At 61.2% G+C, this 22007-nt stretch carries 19 protein-coding genes; 11 read left to right on the plus strand and 8 right to left on the minus strand.

Translation table 11 applies throughout. The annotated features are described in order from the left end of the window. Positions 1–88 precede the first annotated feature (88 nt). The 3 genes from E5K02_RS14460 (at position 89) to E5K02_RS14470 (ending at position 4301) form a co-directional block, all read left to right on the plus strand. The gene (locus E5K02_RS14460; protein ID WP_167856407.1) at positions 89–898 is read left to right on the plus strand and encodes an energy transducer TonB; all 810 of its coding nucleotides are present in this window, start codon (positions 89–91) and stop codon (positions 896–898) included. Between the two features lie 122 nt (positions 899–1020). After that, on the plus strand, positions 1021–2577 hold the full coding sequence (locus tag E5K02_RS14465; RefSeq protein ID WP_206025963.1) for a hydroxymethylglutaryl-CoA reductase: 1557 nt from the start codon (positions 1021–1023) through the stop codon (positions 2575–2577). 176 nt (positions 2578–2753) lie between these two features. Next, positions 2754–4301 (plus strand): T9SS type A sorting domain-containing protein, encoded by a 1548-nt coding sequence (locus E5K02_RS14470; protein WP_167856408.1) that lies wholly within the window; start codon positions 2754–2756, stop codon positions 4299–4301. A gap of 58 nt (positions 4302–4359) precedes the next feature. Here the strand turns inward: E5K02_RS14470 and E5K02_RS14475 are convergent, their stop codons facing one another. Continuing rightward, entirely contained in the window at positions 4360–4887 is a 528-nt protein-coding gene (locus tag E5K02_RS14475) for a hypothetical protein (RefSeq protein WP_135395673.1), read from the minus strand. 121 nt (positions 4888–5008) lie between these two features. Beyond that, on the minus strand, positions 5009–6217 hold the full coding sequence (locus tag E5K02_RS14480) for a homogentisate 1,2-dioxygenase (RefSeq protein ID WP_135395674.1): 1209 nt from the start codon (positions 6215–6217) through the stop codon (positions 5009–5011). A gap of 132 nt (positions 6218–6349) precedes the next feature. Between E5K02_RS14480 and E5K02_RS14485 the strand changes: the two genes are divergently transcribed. Then, positions 6350–7513, plus strand: coding sequence for a transglutaminase-like domain-containing protein (locus E5K02_RS14485; RefSeq protein ID WP_135395676.1), 1164 nt, complete (start codon positions 6350–6352; stop codon positions 7511–7513). A 110-nt stretch (positions 7514–7623) separates the two neighbouring features. On the opposite strand, the gene E5K02_RS14490 is transcribed toward E5K02_RS14485, so the two are convergent. Together E5K02_RS14490 and E5K02_RS14495 are read right to left on the minus strand one after the other, a co-directional pair. Then, a complete protein-coding gene (locus E5K02_RS14490) occupies positions 7624–8082 on the minus strand; it encodes a lipocalin family protein (RefSeq protein WP_135395678.1) in 459 nt (152 codons plus the stop codon). Positions 8083–8285: 203 nt separating this feature from the next. Further along, a complete protein-coding gene (locus E5K02_RS14495) occupies positions 8286–9980 on the minus strand; it encodes a S41 family peptidase (protein ID WP_135395680.1) in 1695 nt (564 codons plus the stop codon). 410 nt (positions 9981–10390) lie between these two features. Here E5K02_RS14495 and ruvX point away from each other — a divergent pair, with 410 nt between their 5' ends. From ruvX to E5K02_RS14510, 3 genes are all read left to right on the plus strand, one after another. After that, complete coding sequence (gene ruvX / locus E5K02_RS14500) at positions 10391–10801, plus strand: Holliday junction resolvase RuvX (protein ID WP_135395682.1); 411 nt, start codon at positions 10391–10393, stop codon at positions 10799–10801. Further along, positions 10798–11403 carry a peptide deformylase gene (gene def, locus E5K02_RS14505; protein ID WP_135395684.1) on the plus strand — a complete coding sequence of 202 codons (606 nt, stop codon included), beginning with the start codon at positions 10798–10800 and terminating at the stop codon, positions 11401–11403. The genes ruvX and def overlap by 4 nt, the downstream gene beginning before the upstream one ends. A gap of 138 nt (positions 11404–11541) precedes the next feature. Then, the gene (locus E5K02_RS14510; RefSeq protein WP_135395685.1) at positions 11542–12519 is read left to right on the plus strand and encodes a zinc dependent phospholipase C family protein; all 978 of its coding nucleotides are present in this window, start codon (positions 11542–11544) and stop codon (positions 12517–12519) included. A gap of 16 nt (positions 12520–12535) precedes the next feature. Here E5K02_RS14510 and E5K02_RS14515 read toward each other — a convergent pair whose 3' ends face one another. The 3 genes from E5K02_RS14515 to E5K02_RS14525 all read right to left on the minus strand — a co-directional run bounded on the left by E5K02_RS14515 (position 12536) and on the right by E5K02_RS14525 (position 15438). Then, positions 12536–13321 carry a hypothetical protein gene (locus E5K02_RS14515; RefSeq protein ID WP_135395687.1) on the minus strand — a complete coding sequence of 262 codons (786 nt, stop codon included), beginning with the start codon at positions 13319–13321 and terminating at the stop codon, positions 12536–12538. Between the two features lie 66 nt (positions 13322–13387). Next, a complete protein-coding gene (locus E5K02_RS14520) occupies positions 13388–14077 on the minus strand; it encodes a class I SAM-dependent methyltransferase (protein ID WP_135395689.1) in 690 nt (229 codons plus the stop codon). Positions 14078–14193: 116 nt separating this feature from the next. Then, positions 14194–15438, minus strand: coding sequence for a hypothetical protein (locus E5K02_RS14525; RefSeq protein ID WP_135395691.1), 1245 nt, complete (start codon positions 15436–15438; stop codon positions 14194–14196). A 268-nt stretch (positions 15439–15706) separates the two neighbouring features. On the opposite strand from E5K02_RS14525, the gene E5K02_RS14530 reads away from it, so the two are divergent. The 4 genes from E5K02_RS14530 to E5K02_RS14545 all read left to right on the plus strand — a co-directional run bounded on the left by E5K02_RS14530 (position 15707) and on the right by E5K02_RS14545 (position 20817). Next, complete coding sequence (locus E5K02_RS14530; RefSeq protein WP_206025964.1) at positions 15707–16078, plus strand: DMT family protein; 372 nt, start codon at positions 15707–15709, stop codon at positions 16076–16078. A 182-nt stretch (positions 16079–16260) separates the two neighbouring features. Then, positions 16261–17229: a helix-turn-helix transcriptional regulator gene (locus E5K02_RS14535; protein WP_135395695.1), complete on the plus strand. Its 969-nt coding sequence runs from the start codon at positions 16261–16263 to the stop codon at positions 17227–17229. 82 nt (positions 17230–17311) lie between these two features. After that, positions 17312–17704 (plus strand): RidA family protein, encoded by a 393-nt coding sequence (locus E5K02_RS14540; RefSeq protein ID WP_135395696.1) that lies wholly within the window; start codon positions 17312–17314, stop codon positions 17702–17704. A gap of 776 nt (positions 17705–18480) precedes the next feature. Then, positions 18481–20817, plus strand: coding sequence for a patatin-like phospholipase family protein (locus E5K02_RS14545; RefSeq protein ID WP_167856409.1), 2337 nt, complete (start codon positions 18481–18483; stop codon positions 20815–20817). Between the two features lie 279 nt (positions 20818–21096). Here the strand turns inward: E5K02_RS14545 and E5K02_RS14550 are convergent, their stop codons facing one another. Next, the gene (locus tag E5K02_RS14550) at positions 21097–21939 is read right to left on the minus strand and encodes an MIP/aquaporin family protein (RefSeq protein ID WP_135395700.1); all 843 of its coding nucleotides are present in this window, start codon (positions 21937–21939) and stop codon (positions 21097–21099) included. Between the last annotated feature and the right edge of the window lie 68 nt (positions 21940–22007).

Genomic DNA, 22007 nt, shown 5'->3' on the forward strand with positions numbered 1-22007 from the left:
GCTAAAAATTCGGTCGGAAACCTATCTTGCGGATATGGGTAAGGCCGGGAGCGGCGTTGTCTGCTTACGGCCTCTACCTCTACCTGCTATGCTCGAGCTGCCTATTCTCAACGTCCGCCTCCAAGCCTGTTCCGAAGACTGGCAGCAGATGATGCCTACCCAGCAGGGGCGGCACTGCCGCAGCTGCGACCGGGAAGTGGTGGACTTGACCACCGCCACCCAAGCTGACCTGGACGCGGCCCGCGCCGCCTCGGCGGATGGGCGCCTGTGCGGCCGGTTTCTGGCGGAGCAACTGACCCGGCCACTACCGGTTCGCCTGCGTCCGAAGTTGCGCCGGTTTGTAGTAGCCCTAGTGTTGGTGTGCGGGTTAGGAATGAGTGCTGGCGCGGCATGGGCGCAGGTGCGCAAAGCAGCGCTGAATACCCGCTTTGAGCCCACCACGGAGCTGCAGCTTAAGACGCCCGAGGAGCTCAGCCCGCTGGCTTTGACCGAGACGGAGCAGGCTCTGGCGCCAGTTGGCTCGTTGCCCCAGCCGCCGCCATTCTTGGGTATGGTGATAGAACAGATGCCTGAGTTTAAAGGCGGCATGAAGGGCCTGCGGTCCTACTTAGAGCAGACCATGCGCTACCCCGACAGCACCACGGCTTCGGGTAAAGTTTTCGTCAATTTCTTGGTTACCAAGACCGGAGCCGTAACCAACGCCAGGGTGATAAAAGGCGTCGACCCGCGGCTTGATGCGGAAGCCCTGCGCGTGGTGCGGCAGATGCCGGCCTGGGAGCCGGGCCAGCAGAGCTGGCGTCCGGTAGAAGTAACCTACACGCTGCCCATTACCTTCAGCCGGGAGCCTGATATGGCTCCTCAAAAGCGGAAAGGCAAACGCAGGGTAGCCCATCAATAGAGGCGGCGCGGCGCCGGGCAGTGGCTGGACAGGCGCTATTCTTGGGGTAACATCGGCTATTCCGCGAAAAATTCGCACATTAATCCCGCCTTATTCCCACTGAACCCCATCCTCTGCGCCTTATGATTTTCACGCCCAGCCCCATGCTCCTGAAGCTGCTCTACACCCGCGGCAGCCTGCACAACACGCCCGAGGGCGTGGCCTTCAGCATCAAGAACCGCCTCGACACGGTGCGCATCACCCGCATCGACGCCGTGCTCATTGACGGGCAGCGCCTGGGCGTGGAGCAGATTGCCCTCGACTTCGGGGAAGGCGACGTGCGGCCCGCTACTGTTTTCAACGCCGACAGCAAGGGCTACGAGCTGCCCGTGGGCCAGGCCGCGACCTTTCACCTGGCCACCGACAAGCTCAAGGAAGGCATTCATACAGTGTGCGTGCAGTTCTCGGCCGACCCCTTCGGCGACCTGAGCGTGGAGGTGGAAGACGCCATTGTCAACATTCCCGACAACCGCACCCGCATTCCGCGCCAGGAGCAGGACGACTACTCCGAGGCCGCCGTGCAGGCCCGGCAGCGCTTCGCCGAGGAGTTTACGGGCCAGGAGTTTAAGCATTTGAAGCACTACTCCTTCGACGCCCACACCCTGCAGGGCAACTGCGAGCATTTCACCGGCGTGGCCCAGATTCCGGTGGGCCTGGCCGGCCCCCTGCACGTGCAGGGCGAACATGCCCAGGGCGACTTCCTCATCCCGATGGCCACGACCGAGGGCACCCTGGTAGCCAGCTACAACCGTGGCATTCAGGTGCTCAACCTCTGCGGGGGCGTCAAGTGCACCGTCATCGGCGACGCCATGCAGCGGGCTCCCGTCTTCGTGTTCGACGACGCCCGCGGGGCCCGCGACTTTGGCAAGTGGGTGGCAGAGGAAATTGAGAAGATCCGGCCCGAGGCCGAAAGCACCTCCCGCGTGGCCAAGCTGCAGTACATCGACACGTATCTGGCCAACAAGTTTGCCTACCTGCGCTTCAACTACAGCACCGGCGACGCGGCCGGCCAGAACATGGTGGGCAGGGCCACGTTTGCGGCCTGCTCCTGGATTCTGGAAAACTACAAGGGCGCGCCCATCCGCCACTTCTACCTCGAGTCCAACTTCGCCACCGACAAGAAAGCCTCCCAGATCAACGTGATGCGCACCCGGGGCAAACGGGTGGTGGCCGAGGCGGTTATCAAGCGCGACGTACTGCAGCAGCGCATGCGCGTGACGCCCGAGCAGCTGGCCTACCACGGGCAGGTGAGCAACGTGGGCGCCTTTCTGAGCGGGGCCAACAACAACGGCGCCCACTCGGCCAATGGCATTACGGCTCTGTTCATTGCCACCGGCCAGGACGTGGCCAACGTCTCGGAATCCAGTGCGGGCGTGCTCTACTCGGAAGTAACCAAGGAGGGCGACCTGTATTTGAGCATTACGATTCCGTCGCTCATCGTGGCTACGCACGGGGGCGGTACTGGCTTGGCCACCCAGAACGAGTGCCTGCGCATGCTGGGCTGCGTGGGCCGGGGCACGGTGAATAAGTTTGCCGAAATCGTGGCGGGCGTGGTGCTAGCCGGGGAGCTAAGCCTGGGCGCGGCCATTTCTTCCTCCGACTGGGTCAGCAGCCACGAGCAGTACGGGCGCAACCGCTAAGCTTCCTTCGGCCGGAGGTACCATAGTAGCTGTCATCCTGGGTCGAGGCGCAGGATGACAGCCTCGTTTTAGGCCCGTACCAGCGCCACCCTATTCTCTATCCGTCAGGCAACGCTTTGCGGCCCGGCGCAGTCCTTATGACTACCTCCGCTTCTACTCCTTCCCTATTGCCGGCTATGAAAAGACGTATACTATTTGGGCTGCTAAGCCTGCCTATCACCCTGCACGCCCAATCGGTCCACCCCAACGTGCTGATTAGCGTGCGGAACTCCCCGAATGAAACGGCTATTGCCATCAACCCCAAGAACACGCAGGAACTGATAGCTGGGGCCAACCTCAACAATCAGTACACCTCCCTCGACGGGGGCCGCACCTGGACGTGGCGCACCCTGACCTCGCCCTACTCGGTGTGGGGCGACCCGTGCGTGGTCGTCGATACGACGGGGGCTTTTTACTACTTCCACCTCTCCAATCCCAATGCCACCTCGTTTATCGACCGGCTGGTGGTGCAGCAGCAGCCCACGGCCAGCTCGGCTTTTCGCTACCGCAGCTACTTCGGCCTGAACACGCCCAAGCAGCAGGACAAGGAATGGGTGGCTATCGACCGGAAAACCAACGCCCTGTACGTCACCTGGACCGAGTTTGACCAGTACGGCAGCTTCAGCCCGCGCGACAGCAGCCGGATTATGTTTTCCAGCTCTCAGGACCAGGCCCAGACCTGGAGCCGTCCCAAACGCCTCAGCTTCTACAGCGGCAACGCCGTGGACGAGGACGAAACCGTGGAAGGGGCCGTGCCGACCGTGGGCCCCAACGGCGAAATTTACACGGCCTGGGCCGGGCCGCGGGGCATTGTCTTTAACCGCAGCCTCGACCGGGGCCAGACCTGGCTGCCGCGCGAGCGAACCATCGTGAGCCAGCCCGGCGGCTGGGACTACGCCGTGCCGGGCATCTACCGCGCCAACGGTTTGCCCGTTACGGCCTGCGACGTTAGCCCCGGCCCCCACCGCGGCAACCTGTACGTGAACTGGACCGACCAGCGCAACGGCCCCACCGACACCGACGTGTGGCTGGCCCGCAGCACCGACGGCGGCCAGACCTGGAGCGCGCCTATCCGGGTGAATGACGACCCGCCGGGCCGCCACCAGTTTTTCACCTGGATGACCATCGACCAGAAAACCGGCTACCTGTGGTTTGTTTTCTACGACCGGCGCCACCACGCCGACACCAGCACCGATGTGTATGCGGCCCGCAGCACCGACGGGGGCCAGACCTTCCAGAATTTTCGGCTAAGCCAGACGCCTTTCACGCCCAACCAAAACGTCTTCTTCGGCGACTACACCAACATTACGGCCCACAACAACGTGGTGCGCCCCGTCTGGACGCGCCTGGACAACACCCAGTCGAGCGTCTGGACGGCCCTGATTGATGCCACGGTGCTCAGCGCCGGCAAGCCCGGGGCCCTACCCGCCATGACGCTGCAAAGCTACCCCAACCCGGCTGCCCACACCCTGCACCTGGCCCTGGAGCTACCCGCCGCCGCGCTTACCCACATTGAGTTGCGTACGCCGACCGGCCGCCTGGTGCGTACGGCCCTGCACCAACACCTGCCCGCCGGCCATCAGCAGCTCAGCGTCCCGGTGCAGGATTTGGCCGCTGGGGTGTACTTGCTGGAAGTAAAAGTCGGCTCTAATAGCCTGCACCGCCGCGTTACGGTGCTGCATTAAAGCCAAAGGGCCGCTGGTAGCAGCGGCCCTTTGGCGTAAGAGTACTATCAGTGGAGGCTTACAGCGGGTCGGCCGTCACCGTGAACTTGGAGTCGGCGCGCACGGTGATGTCCCGCAGAATGGCCTTGTTGACCGTCACCTTGGTGTGCAGCGTGTAGCTCGAGGCTTTAAGGTACTTATCCAGCTTGGTGCCGCTGGGCTTCAACTCAATCGTGGATACTCCCTTGGGTATGTTGCTCAGCGAAGCCAGGGGCACGATGTCGTTCTGGTCGGTGCCGATGGAGATTTCGATGTTGTTCAGGAAATCGAAGTTCTCGGCCGCGGGGTCGGTGATGGTCAGCGCAAGCCGGCTCAGCTTCACGTCTTTCACCAGGTCGGCCGCGGTGTTTTTATTCTTGAAGGTCTCGTCCGACTTGGTAGTCACGGGCACGGCCAGCACCACGGGCGTCGGCACGAAAATGGGGCTGCCCGGCACGGTGATATTCTGGCTATAGTCCAGGTCGAAGGTGAGCAGCTCATTCAGCTTTTTACAGCTCATCACGCCCAGCAGGAGCAAGAGAGGAGCCAGCAGCAGTACTTTTTTCATGTTGGTCAGTTGTTGCAGATAGTGCAAAGAAGGTTGGAAAAGCACAACGCCGGCCCTCGTGGTTTAGTGCCGGCGTGGTGGTGGGTTTACTCATAGAGCTTTTGCGTTTCTCTCCTTCTTGCTAGTCCATCATATCGGCCGAGCGGGGCGGCTCGTGCTTGAAGTCGGGGTTCCAGCTCATGGGATAATTCGCATCCAGGTAGGGCAGGGCGGCTTCGGTCAGGTACAGGGGCCGGAACGTGTCGACCATGACGGCCAGCTCGTGGGTTTCCTTTTTGCCGATACTGGCCTCCACCGTGCCCGGGTGTGGCCCGTGGGGAATGCCGCTGGGGTGCACCGTAAACGAGGCCAGATCAATGCCCTTGCGCGACATGAAATTGCCGGCCACGTAGTAGAGCACCTCGTCGGAATCCACGTTGGAGTGGTTGTAGGGCGCCGGGATGCTGTCGGGGTGGTAGTCAAACAAACGGGGCACGAAGGAGCAGATGACGAAGTTGTGGGCCTCGAAGGTCTGGTGTACGGGTGGGGGCTGGTGAATGCGGCCCGTTATCGGCTCAAAGTCGTGAATGCTGAAGGCGTAGGGGTAGAAATACCCGTCCCAACCCACCACGTCGAAGGGCGAGTGGCCGTAGGTGAGCTGGTGGAGGTAGCCTTCCTTCTTGATCTTGACCAGGTACTCGCCCGACTCGCGCACGTCGCCCGAAATCAGCTCGTGGGGCGGCCGGATGTCCCGCTCACAATAGGGCGAGTGCTCGAGCAGCTGCCCGAAGTGGTTGCGGTAGCGCCGGCAGGTTTCGATGGGGCTGAACGACTCGATGATGAGCAGGCGCACCGGGCCCTCGTTGAAGTGGAGCTGGTGAATGATGGTGCGCGGAATCACGACGTAGTCGCCGGGCTCGAAGCGTACGATGCCCAACTGGCTCCACAGCTCGCCACTGCCTTCGTGCACGAAAATCACCTCGTCGGCCAGAGCATTCTTGTAGTAATAGTCCATGCGCCGCTCCGTGGGGTTGCAGATGCTCATGGTCACGTCGGCGTTGCCGATCAGCGTTTGGCGGGCCTGCAGGTAGTCGCCGCCGGTGGTAGTCTGGCCCAGGGTGCGCAGGTGGCTGGGTTCCAGGGGCCGGTCTTTGAGCAGCTTGGGTGCGTAGGGCACCGATTCGCCAACTTTCTTGATCTGGGTGGGCGGGTGGATGTGATAGAGTAGCGACGAGACGCCGTGAAACCCGAGCGTGCCCACGAGCTGCTCGGAGTAGAGCGTGCCGTCGGGCTGGCGGAACTGGGTGTGGCGCTTGTGCGGAATCTGACCAATACGATGGTAGTAAGCCATACAAAAGGAATTTTCGGGTGGGAAAACGGGTGGGCTCCGGTTGGTGAAGGTAAGCACTACGGGTCAAAAGCAGGCGGCAGTAGCCACATGGCGGCTATAATCACCCTTACTCTCTAAACAACATCGGCGAAAATGAATTCTCCTCGTGATAGTTGTGTCGTAGTAGCTACGCGCAACGCCGTACCTTTGTGCGGTGGGGCCTTGCAACTGCTACCGGCCGCCACTTCGGCGGCCAGCCTGCCCGCTCACTATACCTGTCTTTTCGCTGTGCCTCACTTTACTTCCCTGCCTAAAGCCGTTTCGCTGTTGGCGCTGGCCGCCACCCTGCTCTCCTGGAATGGCAAGCCCACCAACGTTATTCCGGTGCACGCCCGCACGTTTGCCTTCGAGTACACGGCTACGGTAAAAGACCTGCCGGCCCAGGCCCAGGAAGCCGACCTCTGGATTCCGGTTCCTCACTCCGACAAGTCCCAGGACATTAAGGATCTGTCGATTACCTCACCCTACCCCTACGAGCTGCTCGACGCGGCCCACGGCAACAAAGTGCTGCACCTGCGCGTGACCAACCCCGAGCCGGCCAGTTTCTCGGTGACCATGAAGTTCAACGCTACCCGGCGCGAGCACAAGAACCCCGTGCTGATGCCCGAGGCCGGGGGCAAGAAGGAAAAGGAAGCCACCGACCCCGATATGCAGCGCTGGCTGCAGGCCGACCAGCTCGTGCCCCTCGACGACAAAATCCGGCTCTGGGCCCAGGAAGTAGTAGCCAAAGCCAAGGCTAAAACCGACCTGGAAAAAGCTCAGGCCATCTACAACCACGTGGTCAGCACCGTGAAGTACGATAAGACCGGCCAGGGCTGGGGCCGCGGCGACATCTACTACGCCTGCGACGCCCGCCGCGGCAACTGCACCGACTTTCACGCCGTGTTCATCGGCTACTGCCGGGCCGTGGGCATTCCGGCCCGTTTCAGCATTGGCTTCCCCCTGCCCACCGAGCGGGGCGAGGGCGAAGTGAAAGGCTACCACTGCTGGGCCGAGTTCTACACCAAAGCCACCGGCTGGGTGCCCGTCGATGCCTCCGAGGCCGCCAAAGACCCCTCGCGCCGCAACTACTTTTTCGGGGCTCACGACGAAAACCGCGTCGAGTTTACCCGGGGCCGCGACCTGACCCTGGCGCCGCGCCAGCAGGGCCAAACCCTCAACTACTTCATCTACCCCTACGCCGAGGTCGACGGCAAGCCCTTTGCCTCAGTCGACAAGCAGTTCCGCTACCACGATTTGACGCAGGGCTCCAAATAAGCCCGCCAGCGCATTCCTGACAAACGCGGGGTCTGTTCTACTGTTTGCAGCCAGTAGAACAGACCCCGCGTTGCATTTTCATAGGTCAGATAGGAAAACTGGTTTAAAGTTCAGCGCTGTACAAAAGTCATAGTCATTACAAAAGGGCCCTGGGAAGTGGTGGTGCGGTAGGCCAGTTTCAGGTGAGTAGCGGTTAGCTCGGCTATGTACCAGCTGTCCTCGAAAGTTGCCGTACGACCGGTAATAGTCAGCACTTGTCCATCCTGGCTCAGGTTCCAGGAGCCCCGGGACCGGAAGGCACTCGGCTCAGCACAGTCTTGCCGGCCCGAGTCCTCGGTATACACGTTCTGCCCGTTGACTTGCTCAAAGCGAATGACGTTATCCCGCATGCAGGGCAGAATCCGTTCTAGGGCTTGCTGGTTGCCGGTTTTTTCCGTCCAGCTAATCCAGGTCCAGCGCCGGTTCAGCAGCAGCTCGATGCGCCGGTCGGGGTGGGGCTTATGATACATTCTTCCCCAAATCGTGGCTGACCCGACGCCGAGAAGCAGGAGCAGGCCAATTCGTTTCATGAGGAAGTAAAAAAGAGGTACTGAGCTGAAATAAGCGGCTTGCTGAAGTGCCAGCAAGCCAGTTCAAAAGTCCCCTGCTTCCGGGCGGTTCGCAATACCAACTTGTGGGTATTTTGCTCCCCGGCTATGGGCGCAAAACAAAGCCGGGCCCCAACTTCCCGCAGGAAATCAGGGCCCGGCTTACTAGGCTGAAGTAGTGGCCGTTACTTTGCCAACCCAAGCAGGGTCGAAGCTTCCCCATTGCCTTGCAGCGCCCGCAAGGCCTGCTGCAACTCTGCATCTTGGTCGCGCAGCACCTGATAGTACGCCGTTTTGCCGTAGGCACTGCGGGCAATCAGCGCCTTGAGCTGGCTTCGCAGCAGCGGGGAGCAGCGGCGCAAACCCGCCGCATCGGCCGCAATGCCGTCGTGGGCAGCCTGGGCCGAGAGAGCCTGTAGCTGGGCGTCGGAGATACGGAAGGTGCTGTTGAACTGCTCGAAGCGCAGGCCTTCCAGCTCGCCTTTGTGGTCTTGGTAGAAATTCAGGGCAAATTCCCGCACCAAGTTGTGGCTCTGCAAACGGGTGTAGTAAGCCGAATAGGCCGAGGTGTCGCGGGCCACGAACAAGTCGGGCATGATGCCGCCGCCGCCGTACACGGTGCGGCCCTTATCGGTGCGGTAGCGCAGCGAGTCGGCAAAATGAATGCTGTCGGCGTGGAAATACTCGCCGTGCTTCTGGCGCTGGGCCAGTTCCTTTTCATATTCCTCGTAGCCGCCGCGGTACGATTTCTGAATCGAGCGGCCCGAAGGCGTGTAGTAGCGGGCAATAGTCAGGCGCAGCTCCGAGCCGTCGTTCAGCGCAATGGGCTGCTGCACCAGGCCTTTGCCGAAGGTCCGGCGACCTACCACCAACGCCCGGTCGTGGTCTTGCAGGGCACCGGCCACTACTTCGGCCGCCGAGGCGCTGCCTTCATCCACGAGTACTACTAGCGGCCCTTCCTCAAACTCGCCCAGGGTGCGCGAATAGGTTTGGGTGTCGTACACGTCACCCTTGCCATCCGTGTACACGATTTTTTTGGTGCCGCTGATAAACTCGTCGGCCAGCTTGGTGGCCCGGTCGAGGTAGCCGCCGGGGTTGCCGCGCAAATCGAGCACGAGGCGGCTCAGGCCCTGCCGGCGCAGGTCGCCCAGGGCTTGCTTAAACTCGTCGTAGGTACCGCTGGCAAAGCGGCTGACCTTGATGTAACCAGTTTGGTTGTCGAGCATGTAAGCCACATCCACCGAGCTGTTGGGAATCCGGTTGCGGGTTACCAGCACAGTAATGGGCTTGGCCTGCCGACGGCGCTGTACCAGTAGCTGCACTTTGCTGCTGCGGGGGCCGCGCAATTTGCCAAACATCTCCTCATTGGTGATGTGCACGCCCGATACCTGTTCGCCATTCACGGCCAGGATACGGTCGCCGGGCTGCAGGCCCGCCTGTTCGGCCGGCCCGCCGCTCAGGGGCGAAACAATGGTAACCGTGTCGCGGAACAGATTGAACTCCACTCCCACCCCGTCGAAATCACTCTGCAGGAAAGCGGAGGCCTGCTGCTGCTGCCGGGCCGGAATAAAAACCGAGTGCGGATCGAGGCGCTCCAGCATGCGGCTGATGGCGTAATCAGACAAAGCTTCCGCGTCGACGGAATCGACGTAATCCCGATCAACGTAGCTCAGAATTTCCTTGAACTTTAGGTAGCCCCGGGCCGTGCCATCGGGGTTCTGATCGGAGGGCCGAAACGGATTTGCTCCCAGCAAAATACCACAGGCCAGCACCACGGCCAGCAGCAAGGGCTGCCGCACCTGGGCCCGCGTGTTGCGGGCGGCCGGGGCCGGCTGACTTACTGGCCTGGAGACCTGAGCATCGTTTGGCTCAACTTTCATAAGCAACTGAGATTGTAGAAGTTCGAGCGATAATGAAATAAGTTAAACTGAGGTAAGCTTTCAAAATTATTGAAACTTTCCGAGAAATCCAGCCGCTACATAGGTGTATCCGGATTTTCCGATAACAGTGCAAATTTTTATAGTTTAAAAACTATAAAAACCTCTTACAGCTCAATATTCTGCAAAACCTGCTTCTATGTAAACGACTGGATGGCAAAGATAAATCTATGATTTTTCGAAGCCTGCCTGGTTTAGACGAATGTATGTTTCGACAGGACCGATTTGGGCTTCTGGCGGGCCAATGCGGTTGAGCTTACCAGCGCCAGCTATGTCACCATTCTTCTGGGCTGTCGTATCTTTGCCGGGCGAAGCCGGTTATACCACCAGTTTCCGCCTTTTTCACGCATTCCATGGGACGTATTCTTGCCATTGACTACGGGCACAAGCGAGTCGGACTGGCCGTCACGGATCCGCTCCAGTTGATTGCCACGCCGCTCGAAACCATTCACAGCCAGGACCTTTTGACCTACATCAAAACCCTGCACGCGAAAGAGCCTTTAGCCGCCCTAGTTATTGGCATGCCCAAAACGCTGCTCAACGAAGCGACCGACTCAACCAGCGCCGTGGTGGGCGTGGTGCGACGCCTGCGCAAGGATTTCCCCGATGTACCGGTGCATGAAATCGATGAGCGCTATACCTCGCGCATGGCCCACGCCGCGATGCTGGCCGGCGGCTTATCCAAAAAAGACCGCCGCGACAAAGCGACGGTCGACCGGGTAAGCGCCACCCTGATTTTGCAATCTTTCCTCGAATCCCGATGATTTACCCTATTGTTGCCTTCGGTGACCCCGTCCTGAAAACCCGCGCCAAAGACATTCCGGCCGACCTGCCCGCCGACGAGCTGAAGCAGCTGGTGGACGATATGTTTGCCACCATGTACCACGCCAACGGCGTGGGCCTCGCCGCCCCGCAGATTGGCAAGGGCGTGCGGCTGTTTGTTATCGACTCGGCCCCGATGGTGGCCGGCGACGAGGACGAGGAAGACGAGGAAGAGGAAATCGACCCGTCGGAAGCCCCGGTGAAGCGGGCGTTTATCAACCCAACCATTGTCAGCGAAACCGGCGAAGAGTGGGGCTTTGAAGAAGGCTGCCTCAGCATTCCGGGGGTGCGCGAAACCGTGTACCGCCACGAAACCATCGTGATTCGCTACGAAGACGAGCAGCGGGTGCAGCATGAAGACACGTTCTCGGGCATGACGGCCCGCGTGATTCAGCACGAGTACGACCATTTGGAAGGCGTGCTGTTTACCGACCACCTGTCCAGCTTCAAAAAGCAGCTGATCAAGGGCAAGCTCACCCGCATCAGCAAGGGCGATGTGAGTGCCGACTACCGCATGCGCTTCCCCGGGCAGGGCCGGCGCTAAGCGGCGCTAAACCAGGAAATAAACTCGCCGGTCGGGCCGCTGAAAGCGCGCCGGGCCGGCGAGTTTTTCGTTACTTGGGAGTTGCCAAACGCCGGGCGGCCCGCCGCTGGCCGTGGTTTACTTTGTCATCCTGCTTCTATGCGTAAAACCATTACTCTTATCCTCTTACTTCTTGTAGTGCTATTGCCGCAGCGGCCCCAGGCCTGGGGGTTTTTCGGGCACCGGCTTATCAACCGGCTGTCGGTGTTTACGCTGCCGCCCGAGATGGTCGGGTTTTATAAATCGAATATTGACTACCTGACCGAAAACGCCACCCGGCCCGATTCGCGCCGCTCGGTGGTGCCCGGCGAAGCGCCGCGCCACTTTCTGGACGTGGACGTGTACGGCGACAGCGCCCTGACCCGGCTGCCCCACAACTGGGCCGACGCGGTAGCCAAGTACGGCGAAGACTCGCTGCTGAAGCACGGGATTGTGCCCTGGCAGGTAGTCAAGATGAAATACCAGCTGACGGACGCCTTCAAGCAGCGCGACGCCGACCGGATACTGAGCCTTTCGGCCGATATGGGCCACTACATTGCCGACGCCTGCGTACCGCTGCACACCACCCACAACTACAACGGGCAGCTCACCGGGCAGCGGGGAATTCACGGGTTCTGGGAAAGTAGGCTGCCCGAAATCCTGAGTGCCAACTACGACTTCTTTGTGGGGCAGCCGGTGTACCTGAAAAACCCGACCCAGACCATTTGGGACGCCGTAGCCCGCTCCAACGCGGCCGTCGACTCGGTGCTGCGCTTTGAAAAGGAGCTGACCGCCCAGTTTGCAGAGGACCGCAAGTTTGGCTTTGAGGAGCGCGGCAACCAAACCGTGCGGGTGTACTCGCGCGACTTCACCAACGAGTATCACCAGCGCCTAAACGGGCAGGTGGAGCGGCAGATGCGCCTGGCCGTGAAGCTGGTGAGCAGCTACTGGTACACCTGCTGGGTCGACGCCGGCCAGCCCGACCTGGGCAAGCTGCCGCGCACCGCCTCCGAAACCGAAAAGCAGCGCCTCGCTAAGGAAGCGGCGGAGCTTAGAGCCGCGCCAGCCGAAGCCGCCGTGCCCGGCCACGAGGACTAAGCCGCTCCCGAGCCGTTTACTTGACAAATTCTTGGGCGTGGCTCACCACAACCGCCAGCACTTCCCAACGGCCTAGCACCTGAGCTTCTTTGATAAAATCCTGCACGGCTGGGGTGGTGCTAACGGTGGTCATGAAGGGCGCGTAACGCTCGGCCTGCATAACGCGGGCCATGATAAAGGCGGCCGTTTCCAGGTTGAGCCCCCCGTAGATGTCCCCTTGTAGCCTCTCTTTCTCTGCGTACTTAATCAGCGCTTCTTGTACGAGCCTGCGCCGCTCCACTGAGGAGAGCTGGGCTACGTATTCTTCCTGCGCCATAACCAATTCAAAATACGCAAAATCAAGCGAATAGCGGCCCCATTCACTACGGGCCGGTACGCAGGAGGCCCGCATAAGCTGGTAGCGGCTCAGCAACTGGGCTGCCGCCTGGGGGCGTTGGCTCAGCTCGCCAAACCCGTTGAAGTTAATTAGTACGGACCGGGTACCGCGCTGCAGCGTAAAGCCCGCTAAAATATTGTTTAGCAGGGGGTAGCTTAGGCAGGTAGCTATCAGGCCCGGGGTCGACATGCTCTTGAGCGTAGCGTCGGGCACTTGGCAAGCCTGGACCATCTCGGCGCCGGTTTTCAGCTCGGCCCAGGCCGGTGTACCTGGCACAAGGGGAAACACGTAGGTATCGGCCGGCACGGGCGCCTGATAAGGAGCGCAATACAGCCTTTCGGCGGCATCCTTTTTACAAGCCGCCAGGGCCAGCCACACACACAGGAGCCCGAGAAATTTACTGGTTCGAATAAACACTGGATTCATAGCCAGATCTTATTAATGTTAATGCCTTCTTAATTCCTAGTGAGCCGGCAGCAGGCCAGCGCGGCGCTAGCACTTCTGAGCTACCAGCTGCACCAAGCGGTGCGTTTCGCGGGTGAAGTCGGCAGCCTTAACCGGCTCTTTGTAGTGCAGGATTCGGAAGCCGGCTGCCGTGTAGAGAGCAGGCAGCTCGTCGGTAGCAAAGCCAACCTGCTGGTCGGGCGGCGTGTTCCAGGCTTGGTTTACCTCGGCGTGGAAGTTTTCGAACACCACCAGCCCCCCGGGCTTGAGGGCCCTGTGCACCTCGGCCACGTGGGCGCTGTCGTCGGCGTAGCTGAGTACCAGCAGGTCCCACTGGTCTGGGTCCCAGGCAAAAGTTCGCAAATCTTGGGCAATGGTGGTGAGGACCAGGCCCAAAGCCTGGGCCCGCTGCTGGGCAAAAGCCAGGGCTTGCTCGGCAAAATCGATGCCCGTAACCTGCCAGCCCAACTGGGCCAGATACAGGGCATTGCGACCTTCACCCATGTTCACATCCAGGGCTCGACCGGGCGGCTGGTGGCGCACGGCCTCGACCAGCAGCGCATTGGGCTGGGCATTGAAACGGGTGCGGCGCCAGGTATCGTCGAGCAAAAAGTGGTTCCAGCGGCCCCGCTCGTACTCGTGCTGCTGGGCCGGCGTGGCGTGGGCCGGGGGCGGCGGATAGCTCAATACCGGGGGCGGACCTTGCGCCGAGTCTGGATCAACGGGAGGTACTGGCATACGACAAGGTTGGGGCTGGACTTTCGGACTAATGCATGTCAAAGGTCAGGAACCCAAAGTACTGAAAGCTAGCCGTTCCACCGAAGGCAGGAAACGAATTATGCACACTTCCCGATTTAGGCGACCCACTGGTTTTGCAAAAACCGGTAGAGCAACACGACCAGCAGCACACTGTTTAGCGGCAGCAGCACCCCGTAGGCGACCTGCCGGATGCGCGGGTGGGTATGCAGGCAGGCCAGCACCAGCAGCAGGTAGAGCGTGAGGACGGAATACCCCAGCACGGAGCGAATGTGCCCATAGGAGCCGAAGCCCAGCAGCCAGCACACCTCCGTTAGGCCAACTGCCCAGAGCAGGCGGCGGTTGGTTATCCACTGGGTTTGCAGAGCGGCCACGGCCAGCAGCAGAAAGTAGGGCGTGGCCAGCACGTAGCGGCTCAAGCTCACGAGCACCCCACCTTTGGTAGCCACGGTTACGAAGGTGACCCCGGCTACGTAGGCCAGGGAGAAGACCCGCGGAGCCCAGGTAGATGCCGGCAAGGCAGGACCCTGCTTCAGTAGGTAGAGCAGATAGACGGCCGCCGCCAGCGCCAGAAAAAAGCAGACGGCTTCGTAGTGCGTCGGAAATGAGCCGCCCCAATTGCTCAGGGGTAGCTGCGGCCAGCGCAGGCGGTTGTCCCAGAGCTTTTGGGCCTCAAAAAACACGAACCACCGCTTCGTGTCGCGGTAGTGCAGGTACACGCTGAGCAGCAGGCCCGCAGTAGCCGCCCCCGTACCCACGCTGGCCTGCCGCCAGAACACCGGCCGGTCAGGGCTGGTGAGGTAGGCCGTGAGCAAGGTGGCCGGCACCAGCACAAAGGCCGCCGAGCGGGTCAGGCAGCTCAGCAGCAAGCCCACCGCCAGCAGGGCCAGGCTTTGGCGCTGCCAGCCCAGCAACACCAGAACGCCGGCCCCAAAAAACAGGGCCTCACTGTAAGGCAGCCCCATAAACACCAGCGTGGGAATGGACAGCAGTAGGAGCTGATGAGGCCGGGAAAAAGCGAAGGCAGCACTTAGGGCCGCAAAAGCCAGCAGAAACAGGCCCAGGTTTAGCCCGGCCATAGCCATGGGCGACACCCCGAGCCAGCGCCATACAAAGGGAAAAAGGGGAAAAAAGGCCGCGCTTTCGGGGGAAAAGCCAGTGTCGCGAATGCGTAGATAGTGGATTACGTCCCAATTGCTGAAGCCCGCCTGGGTGAAGACCGGGCCCACCGTGTGGGGCGCCAGCAGAAAGGCGACTCCACCCAGCAGCACAGCATAGGCTGCCGCCAGGGCCAGAGAACGGCCGAAATCAGACCAGCGAAAGGGAAGGAAGGCAGTAGACATGGCGCAAGTCGGTAGCTATACCTGCCCGGATGTGAAAGACAGTGCTGTACCTCCGAATCAGGTATAAGCGGGCAGGACCAGCAAAGCTAATGCATAGCCAGAGCTTACCCCAAGGCACCCCTTGCCTGTTTCCGGGCCGCGGCCCATTGCTGCGGCATTCGCCGTAGCTTTACGGCTTACCCGGCGGGCTGTCGGTAGGGCAGATGACGCGGCCTAGCCGACGCCACCGGGGGCCCGGCCACGGCTTATACGACTTAGTCCACTGCTTATGAAAGGCTTCTATACTATCCTGCTGCTAACCATTTCCAACCTGTTCATGACCTTTGCCTGGTACGGACACTTGCAGTTCAAGAAGATTTCGTGGCTGCACGGCCTGGGCCTGGTAGGTGTTATTCTGATCAGCTGGGGCCTGGCCTTCTTCGAGTACGTATTTCAGGTGCCGGCCAACCGCCTCGGCTTTGAGGAAAACGGCGGGCCCTTCAGTCTGTTTCAGCTCAAGGTGATTCAGGAGGTGGTGTCGCTGACGGTCTTCACGCTGTGCGCCGTGTACGTCTTCAAAACCGACAAACTGGGCTGGAACCACGTGCTGGGCTTTGCCCTGCTGGTGGCGGCCGTCTACGTTATTTTTAAGAAGTGGTGAAGCTGACCGCTTGGCTTAGACCACTTGACTGAGGCTGGGCTAACCCAAACATCAGGCAGGCCCTGACCAGACAGGCCACGCGCTGAGGTTGCTAAAGCAGGCATTCTTTTTTGTTGCGCCCTGCACCACTCGCTGGGCGGGCGCTCTGCTCAGTTTTTTCCTTTTACCCCGCCGCCTCCCACATGAATCGATTTGACCGCATCACGGCTATACTCATCCAGCTACAGGCCAAGCGGGTAGTGAGCGGCCCGGCCCTGGCCGAGCAGTTTGGCGTGAGTTTGCGCACCGTCTACCGCGACATGCGGACCCTGGAAGAAGCCGGAGTGCCGGTTACGGCCGAGTACGGGGCGGGCTACTCCCTGGTGGAGGGCTACCGGCTGCCGCCCGTCATGTTTACCCGCGACGAAGCCACGGCCCTGCTCACAGCCGAAAAGCTAGCGGCCCATCTCACCGACGCATCCACGGCCCAGCGCAGCGCAGCAGCCATGGACAAGGTACGGGCCGTGCTGCGCCACCCCGACCGGGACCATCTGGCCACCCTGGCCCCTCATATCCAGGTACTGGAGCCCCGCGACCAAGCCCGCCGCCCCAACGCCTACCAGCTGCTGGTAGCAGCCGTGGCGACCCGGCAGGTAGTGCACCTGCGCTACCAAGCCGCCGACCACGACGTGCCCTCCTCCCGCGACATCGAGCCCATCGGCCTGTATCTGAGCCAACAGTGGCACGTGGTGGCGTATTGCCGGCTGCGGCAGGACTTCCGCAACTTTCGGCTCGACCGAATCCAGCAGGTCGCGCTGAGCTCAGAGGTCTTTGCGCCCCGCCTCGACACCCTGCAGCAGTACTGGGCTGCCGAGGCCACCCGGCGGCACAAGGAAAAGGTGGTGCTGCGTTTCCAGCCGGCCGTCCTGCAGCCGGCCACCCTGCAGCACCTGCACGATACCAAGTACCAGTACGGCTGGGCCCACGAGCAGGCGCTGCCCGGGGGCGACCTGGAAATGACCTTGTTTCTAGGCTCCCTGCCCTACCTGGCCACTTGGCTGCTGCCCTATGCTGGGGCCGTGACCGTAGTAGAGCCGGCGGCGCTACACGAGCACTTGCGGGAGCTGGCTCAGCGGGCTCACTATTTTTTTGCTTCCCCTTCCAGAGGTTGACATAGGGCTGTCAGTATTGGCCGCGACGTTTGTGGAGTCAAGTGACAAACACTCCTTTTATCCACTCGCAGCGAGCAACAACATGCAAAAGCGCACTATTGACCCCTGGAAATGGGGTGAGCAAACCAATTCTGTCCAGGCCGTAGAAATTAAGCAGGCCGAGGGCACACTCTACTGCTCGGGGCAAGTGGCCATCGGCGCCCAAGGCCAGCCCAGCACCGCCGACATGCGGACCCAGCTCATCCAGGTGTTTCAGAACTTGGAGCAGCTTATCACCGAGGCGGGCTACGAGTGCGGGGGCATCGTACGGCTGAATATCTTTACCACCTCGACGACAGAGTTCTTTACTACCTGCGTCGACGTCTACCAGGGCTGGCTTACCCGGCACGGCGTCAGACAGGCCACCACGCTGCTGGAAGTGCAGGGCCTGTTTGCGGGCCTAACCGTGGAAGTAGAAGCGACGGTAGTAAAATAGTCCCGCCACCTGCCCCACGCGGCACAGGCCGCCACCACAGAAGCAGCCGAAGCTCCCCTAGCTTCGGCTGCTTTCGTCGGTATTCACTGGAGGCAAACCTGATGGGCACCATTCATGGCAGGCGGGCGGTGCTGGCCCACCTTAAAGCCCGTAGTGCGGGCCGAGGAGGTAGCCAAAGTCATTGCCAGCTTACCCGTCACCCCAGGAAGGAGGTACTCGTGGGCAATATGGCGCGCCCTGGCCACCGCGGCCACCGGCGACAACCCGGCCGCGGAATACGCCGACCGCCATCGTCTTCTGGCAATACCCGGAGAGCAGAAATGGCAGGAGAGTCGAAACACCAAGGTCGTCAGGTCGGACTGAATGAGGCACCTCGGGGGCAGCCGTTGGATTCTTATTCCAAGCTCGGCCCGCGAGATACTTCGTTTCGCTCGACCTGACGGTAGTTCGGATCCACCTTTTCCAACCTGTCTTACCGGCAACAGTTCGGGCCGGCAGACGCGTGGCCCGGAATTGGTAGCCGGAATCATGCGTGGGTAATTCCTGTTGCGTACTGCTGGTCTGGTCCCGACAACTTTTTCCGGTTTATGCGGCTTTGGGGCGTCTACATCAGGGTGGTTAGGGTCTGGGCGCAGCATCCTGCCCCGTTCCAGTACCGGTTCAGCTTGGCCGCCGTTTCGGAACCTACCCGTTTCGCTATTCGCGAGGCAACTCGTCTTATTTGAATGCGTAGGGAAAGCCGCACCCGAGCTCGGGCCGTTTACTCTCCTACACGTATGCGCAACGTCTGCTGCTGGTTCCTGCTTCTGCTGGTATCGGCCTTTTCCATATCTCCCGTTTCGGCCCAGAAGGTGGGCCTCGTGCTCAGTGGCGGCGGTGCCAAAGGCCTGGCCCACGTGGGCGTACTCAAGCAGCTGGAGAAAAACCGGGTCCCCATCGACTACATCGTCGGCACCAGCATGGGCGCCATTGTGGGCGCTTTGTACGCAGCGGGCTACTCGCCCAAGGAAATCGAGGAAATCGTGCTCAAGCCCGAGTTTCAGAACTGGGTGTCGGGCACCCCGCTCGAAGGCAAGGTCTATAACTACTACGACGTAGACCCCACCCCCGCCGCCCTGCACCTGCGCCTGGCCGTGGATTCGACCCTGAAAACCCGGGTGACGCCCAAGCTCGTCGACGACGTGACCCTGAACTACGTGCTGGCCACCATGCTGGCCCCAGCTGGCGCCATTTCGGGGTACGACTTCAACAACCTGCTGGTGCCCTACCGCGCCGTGGCCTCCGAGGTGTTTACCCGCGAAAAGGTGGTGCAGCGCAGCGGCTCCCTGTCGGATGCGGTGCGCAACTCCATGGCCTTTCCGCTGGCCTTCCGCCCTATTCGGCAGGCCGACGGCCGCTACCTCTTCGACGGGGCCGTGGTGGACAATTTCCCCACCGGCGTGATGCGCGAGGAATTCAAGCCTGACATCATCATCGGGGTGAACGTGGGCGACGTGGCCTTCAACAAGTATCCCAAGGAAAAAGACGACCAGCTGCTGACCAGCACCCTGGTATTTCTGGGCTCGAACGTGGCTGATACCACGTCGGTGGGCAAAAACGGTATTTTTATTCAACCCGACCTGGACGGCATCACCGCCGCCGACTTCAACAAGGTGCGGCAGCTGCTGCAGCTGGGCGAGCAGGCCGCCGATAAAAAGATGGAGTTGATGCTGCGGCGCATTCAGCGGCGCGAAGACACCCTGGCCCTGCAGCAGCGCCGCCGGGCTTTCCAGGAAAAAGCCCCCCGCCCCGACTTCAAGCAAATCACCGTGCAGGGCCTGCCCCGGCAGCAGCAGGATTTCGTGCGGCGCTTCTTCGTCAGAAACGGCACCAGCTACTCGCCCGGCGACGTGGAAGAAGGGTACTACCGACTTGTGAACAATGACTTTTTTAACAACGTGTACCCGCGCATCCGCTACGACCAGAAGCAGGAAGGCTACGTACTCGGCATTGATGCGCGCCAAAACAGCAACCTCACCGCCGACCTGGGGGTGATGCTCTCGACCCGCTCGATGAATAACTTTTACATCGGCGGCGCCTACCGCTACCTGAACCGCTACCTCTACACCGTGCGGGCCGATGCCACCATCGGGCGCTTTTACAACGGGGCCCGCGGCTCGTTCCGGGTTAGTATTCCGGGCCGCATTCCACTGTACTTCGAGCCTACGGTTACCTTCAACAACTTCAACTACCAGGACACGGGGGGCCTGCTCGGCTCCACGGCCCAGAACACCCAGCTCAGCCAGCGCGACTTCAAGACCGAGCTGCAGATTGGCTTCAGCCCCAACTACCGCAGCCGCTACACCCTGAGCGGGGGCCTGTTTACGAACCGCGACCAGTACGCCAACACCGACGAAATCAGCTCCAATGCCACCCTCGACCTGGACCGCCTGCAGGGCCTGACCGCGGCCGGCCGCTTCGAGCGCAACTCCCTGAACCGCCGGCAGTATGCCGTCAGTGGCCGCCGCGCCGACTTCAGCGTGCGGGCCGTCTCGGCGCAGGAAAAATACACGCCCGGCACCACCGCCGGCGAGCTGACCGAACGTAGCCGTACCCACAACTTTCTGCGCGGCAACATCTTTATCGAGCAGTACTTCACCTTCAACAAGGTCGATTCGGTGGGACGCAAGGTCAATGCCTGGGGCTACATCTTCGATGCCGTGGCTACCACCCAGGGCCCCTTTGCCACGTATCGGGCCTCCCTTACCTCGGCCCCGGCCTTCCTACCCCTGCCCGACTCGCGCACGCTCTTCCTAGACCGGTACCGGGGCACGGCTTACGCTGCCGTGGGCCTGCGCTACACCCGCGCTGTACTAGGCCCGGTGGAGTGGCGCACGGAAGTATATACCCACGTGCTGGTGCGGCAGTGGGAGCGGCAGCCGGGCAACACCCTGCTGGCTGAGCGCGGCAACACCATCAGCCGCCCCTACCTCACGGCCATGACCGGCTTCGTGTATCAAACCCCCGTCGGCCCGGCCTCTCTGCAGTTCATTCACTACGACGACGCCGACAACAAATTCGGCGTGTTTGCCCACATCGGCTACGTCCTCTTCCGCGACCGGTCGCTGGATTAAGTGGTGAGATGGTGAGTTGATGCGCTACTGGCGCGAACGGCGCAGCCTTTCTTGCCTGTCCTTGCGAGGCCAAAGGCCGAAGCCATCCGTCTTCTGAAATGTGCGGAGTTTTCTAAACTGAAAAGCCCTTTCTCGTTGCGACGGGAAAGGGCTTTCTGGTAACAGAACGAGTCGTACTGCGCAGCGGACGGATTGACGCCGCTTGATGGGCGGAATGTCGTGCCTCCTCACAAGGACAGGGGGTGTAACTCACCATCTCACCACTTCCCTATCTCACCCCTACTCCGCTACTGCCTGCGGATACACGGGTGGCTCGGTGGCGTGAGGGGTAGTGGCGTGCGGACTATCCGGAGCGGCGTCGCAGCCGGCCAGGATGGCACAGGCTAGCTCCTGCCCTTTGTAGACTTTGTTGAAGAAAACGGTGGCCAACAGCATAGCCCCGATGGGCGCTACCCAGTAGAGCCACAGACCGGTGTAGCGCTGGGCGGCCACGGCGCTGCCCAGGGTACGGGCCGGGTTGAGGCTCATGCTGGAGAGCGGGCTTTCGAAGGTGATGTAAAGCACCAGCAGTATGCCAATCAGCCAGCCCGTCGACTTTCTCAGCCGCTCGTGGTGCAGGGCCAGCAGCATGACGACCATCAGAATAAAGGAAATGACGAACTCGGCGCCGAAGGCCACCAGCTGCCCGTGCTCCTTGGGCTCCGTTACCAGGTAGTTGACGGCCGGATGCGCGAAGGCCGCGCCCAGGGCCAGCTTGAGTAGCTGCCCCATCAGCAGGGCCCCGGCCAGCTGGGCCAGCATGTACCATGCGGCGTCGGCCCGCCGGATTTTGCCCATCTGCCAGAAGGCAATAGTCACGGCCGGATTGATGTGGGCTCCCGACTTCTTGCCCCAGGGGTTATATACCAGTACCACAATCACCAGGCCCATGCCCAGCCCAATCAGGGCGCGACGCAGCAGGTCGTGGCCGGCTAGCGCCTGGTGCACGGGCGACTCCGGATGCTCGAAGAGAATGGTGAGCAGACTGCCGCACAGCATAAAAAAGCCGATACCAGCTGCTTCTGCCAAGTAGTGGGGCCAATGGCGGCGCCAGGCTTGGCCCATTTCCGAAAAGATTGTCATTAGGTACGTATTCCTGCGCTTGAGCTCCCGTTACAACGGCAACCCGGCAGCGCGGTTACGAACAGCGA

This window comes from Hymenobacter metallicola (assembly GCF_004745645.1).
Lineage (GTDB): Bacteria > Bacteroidota > Bacteroidia > Cytophagales > Hymenobacteraceae > Hymenobacter > Hymenobacter metallicola.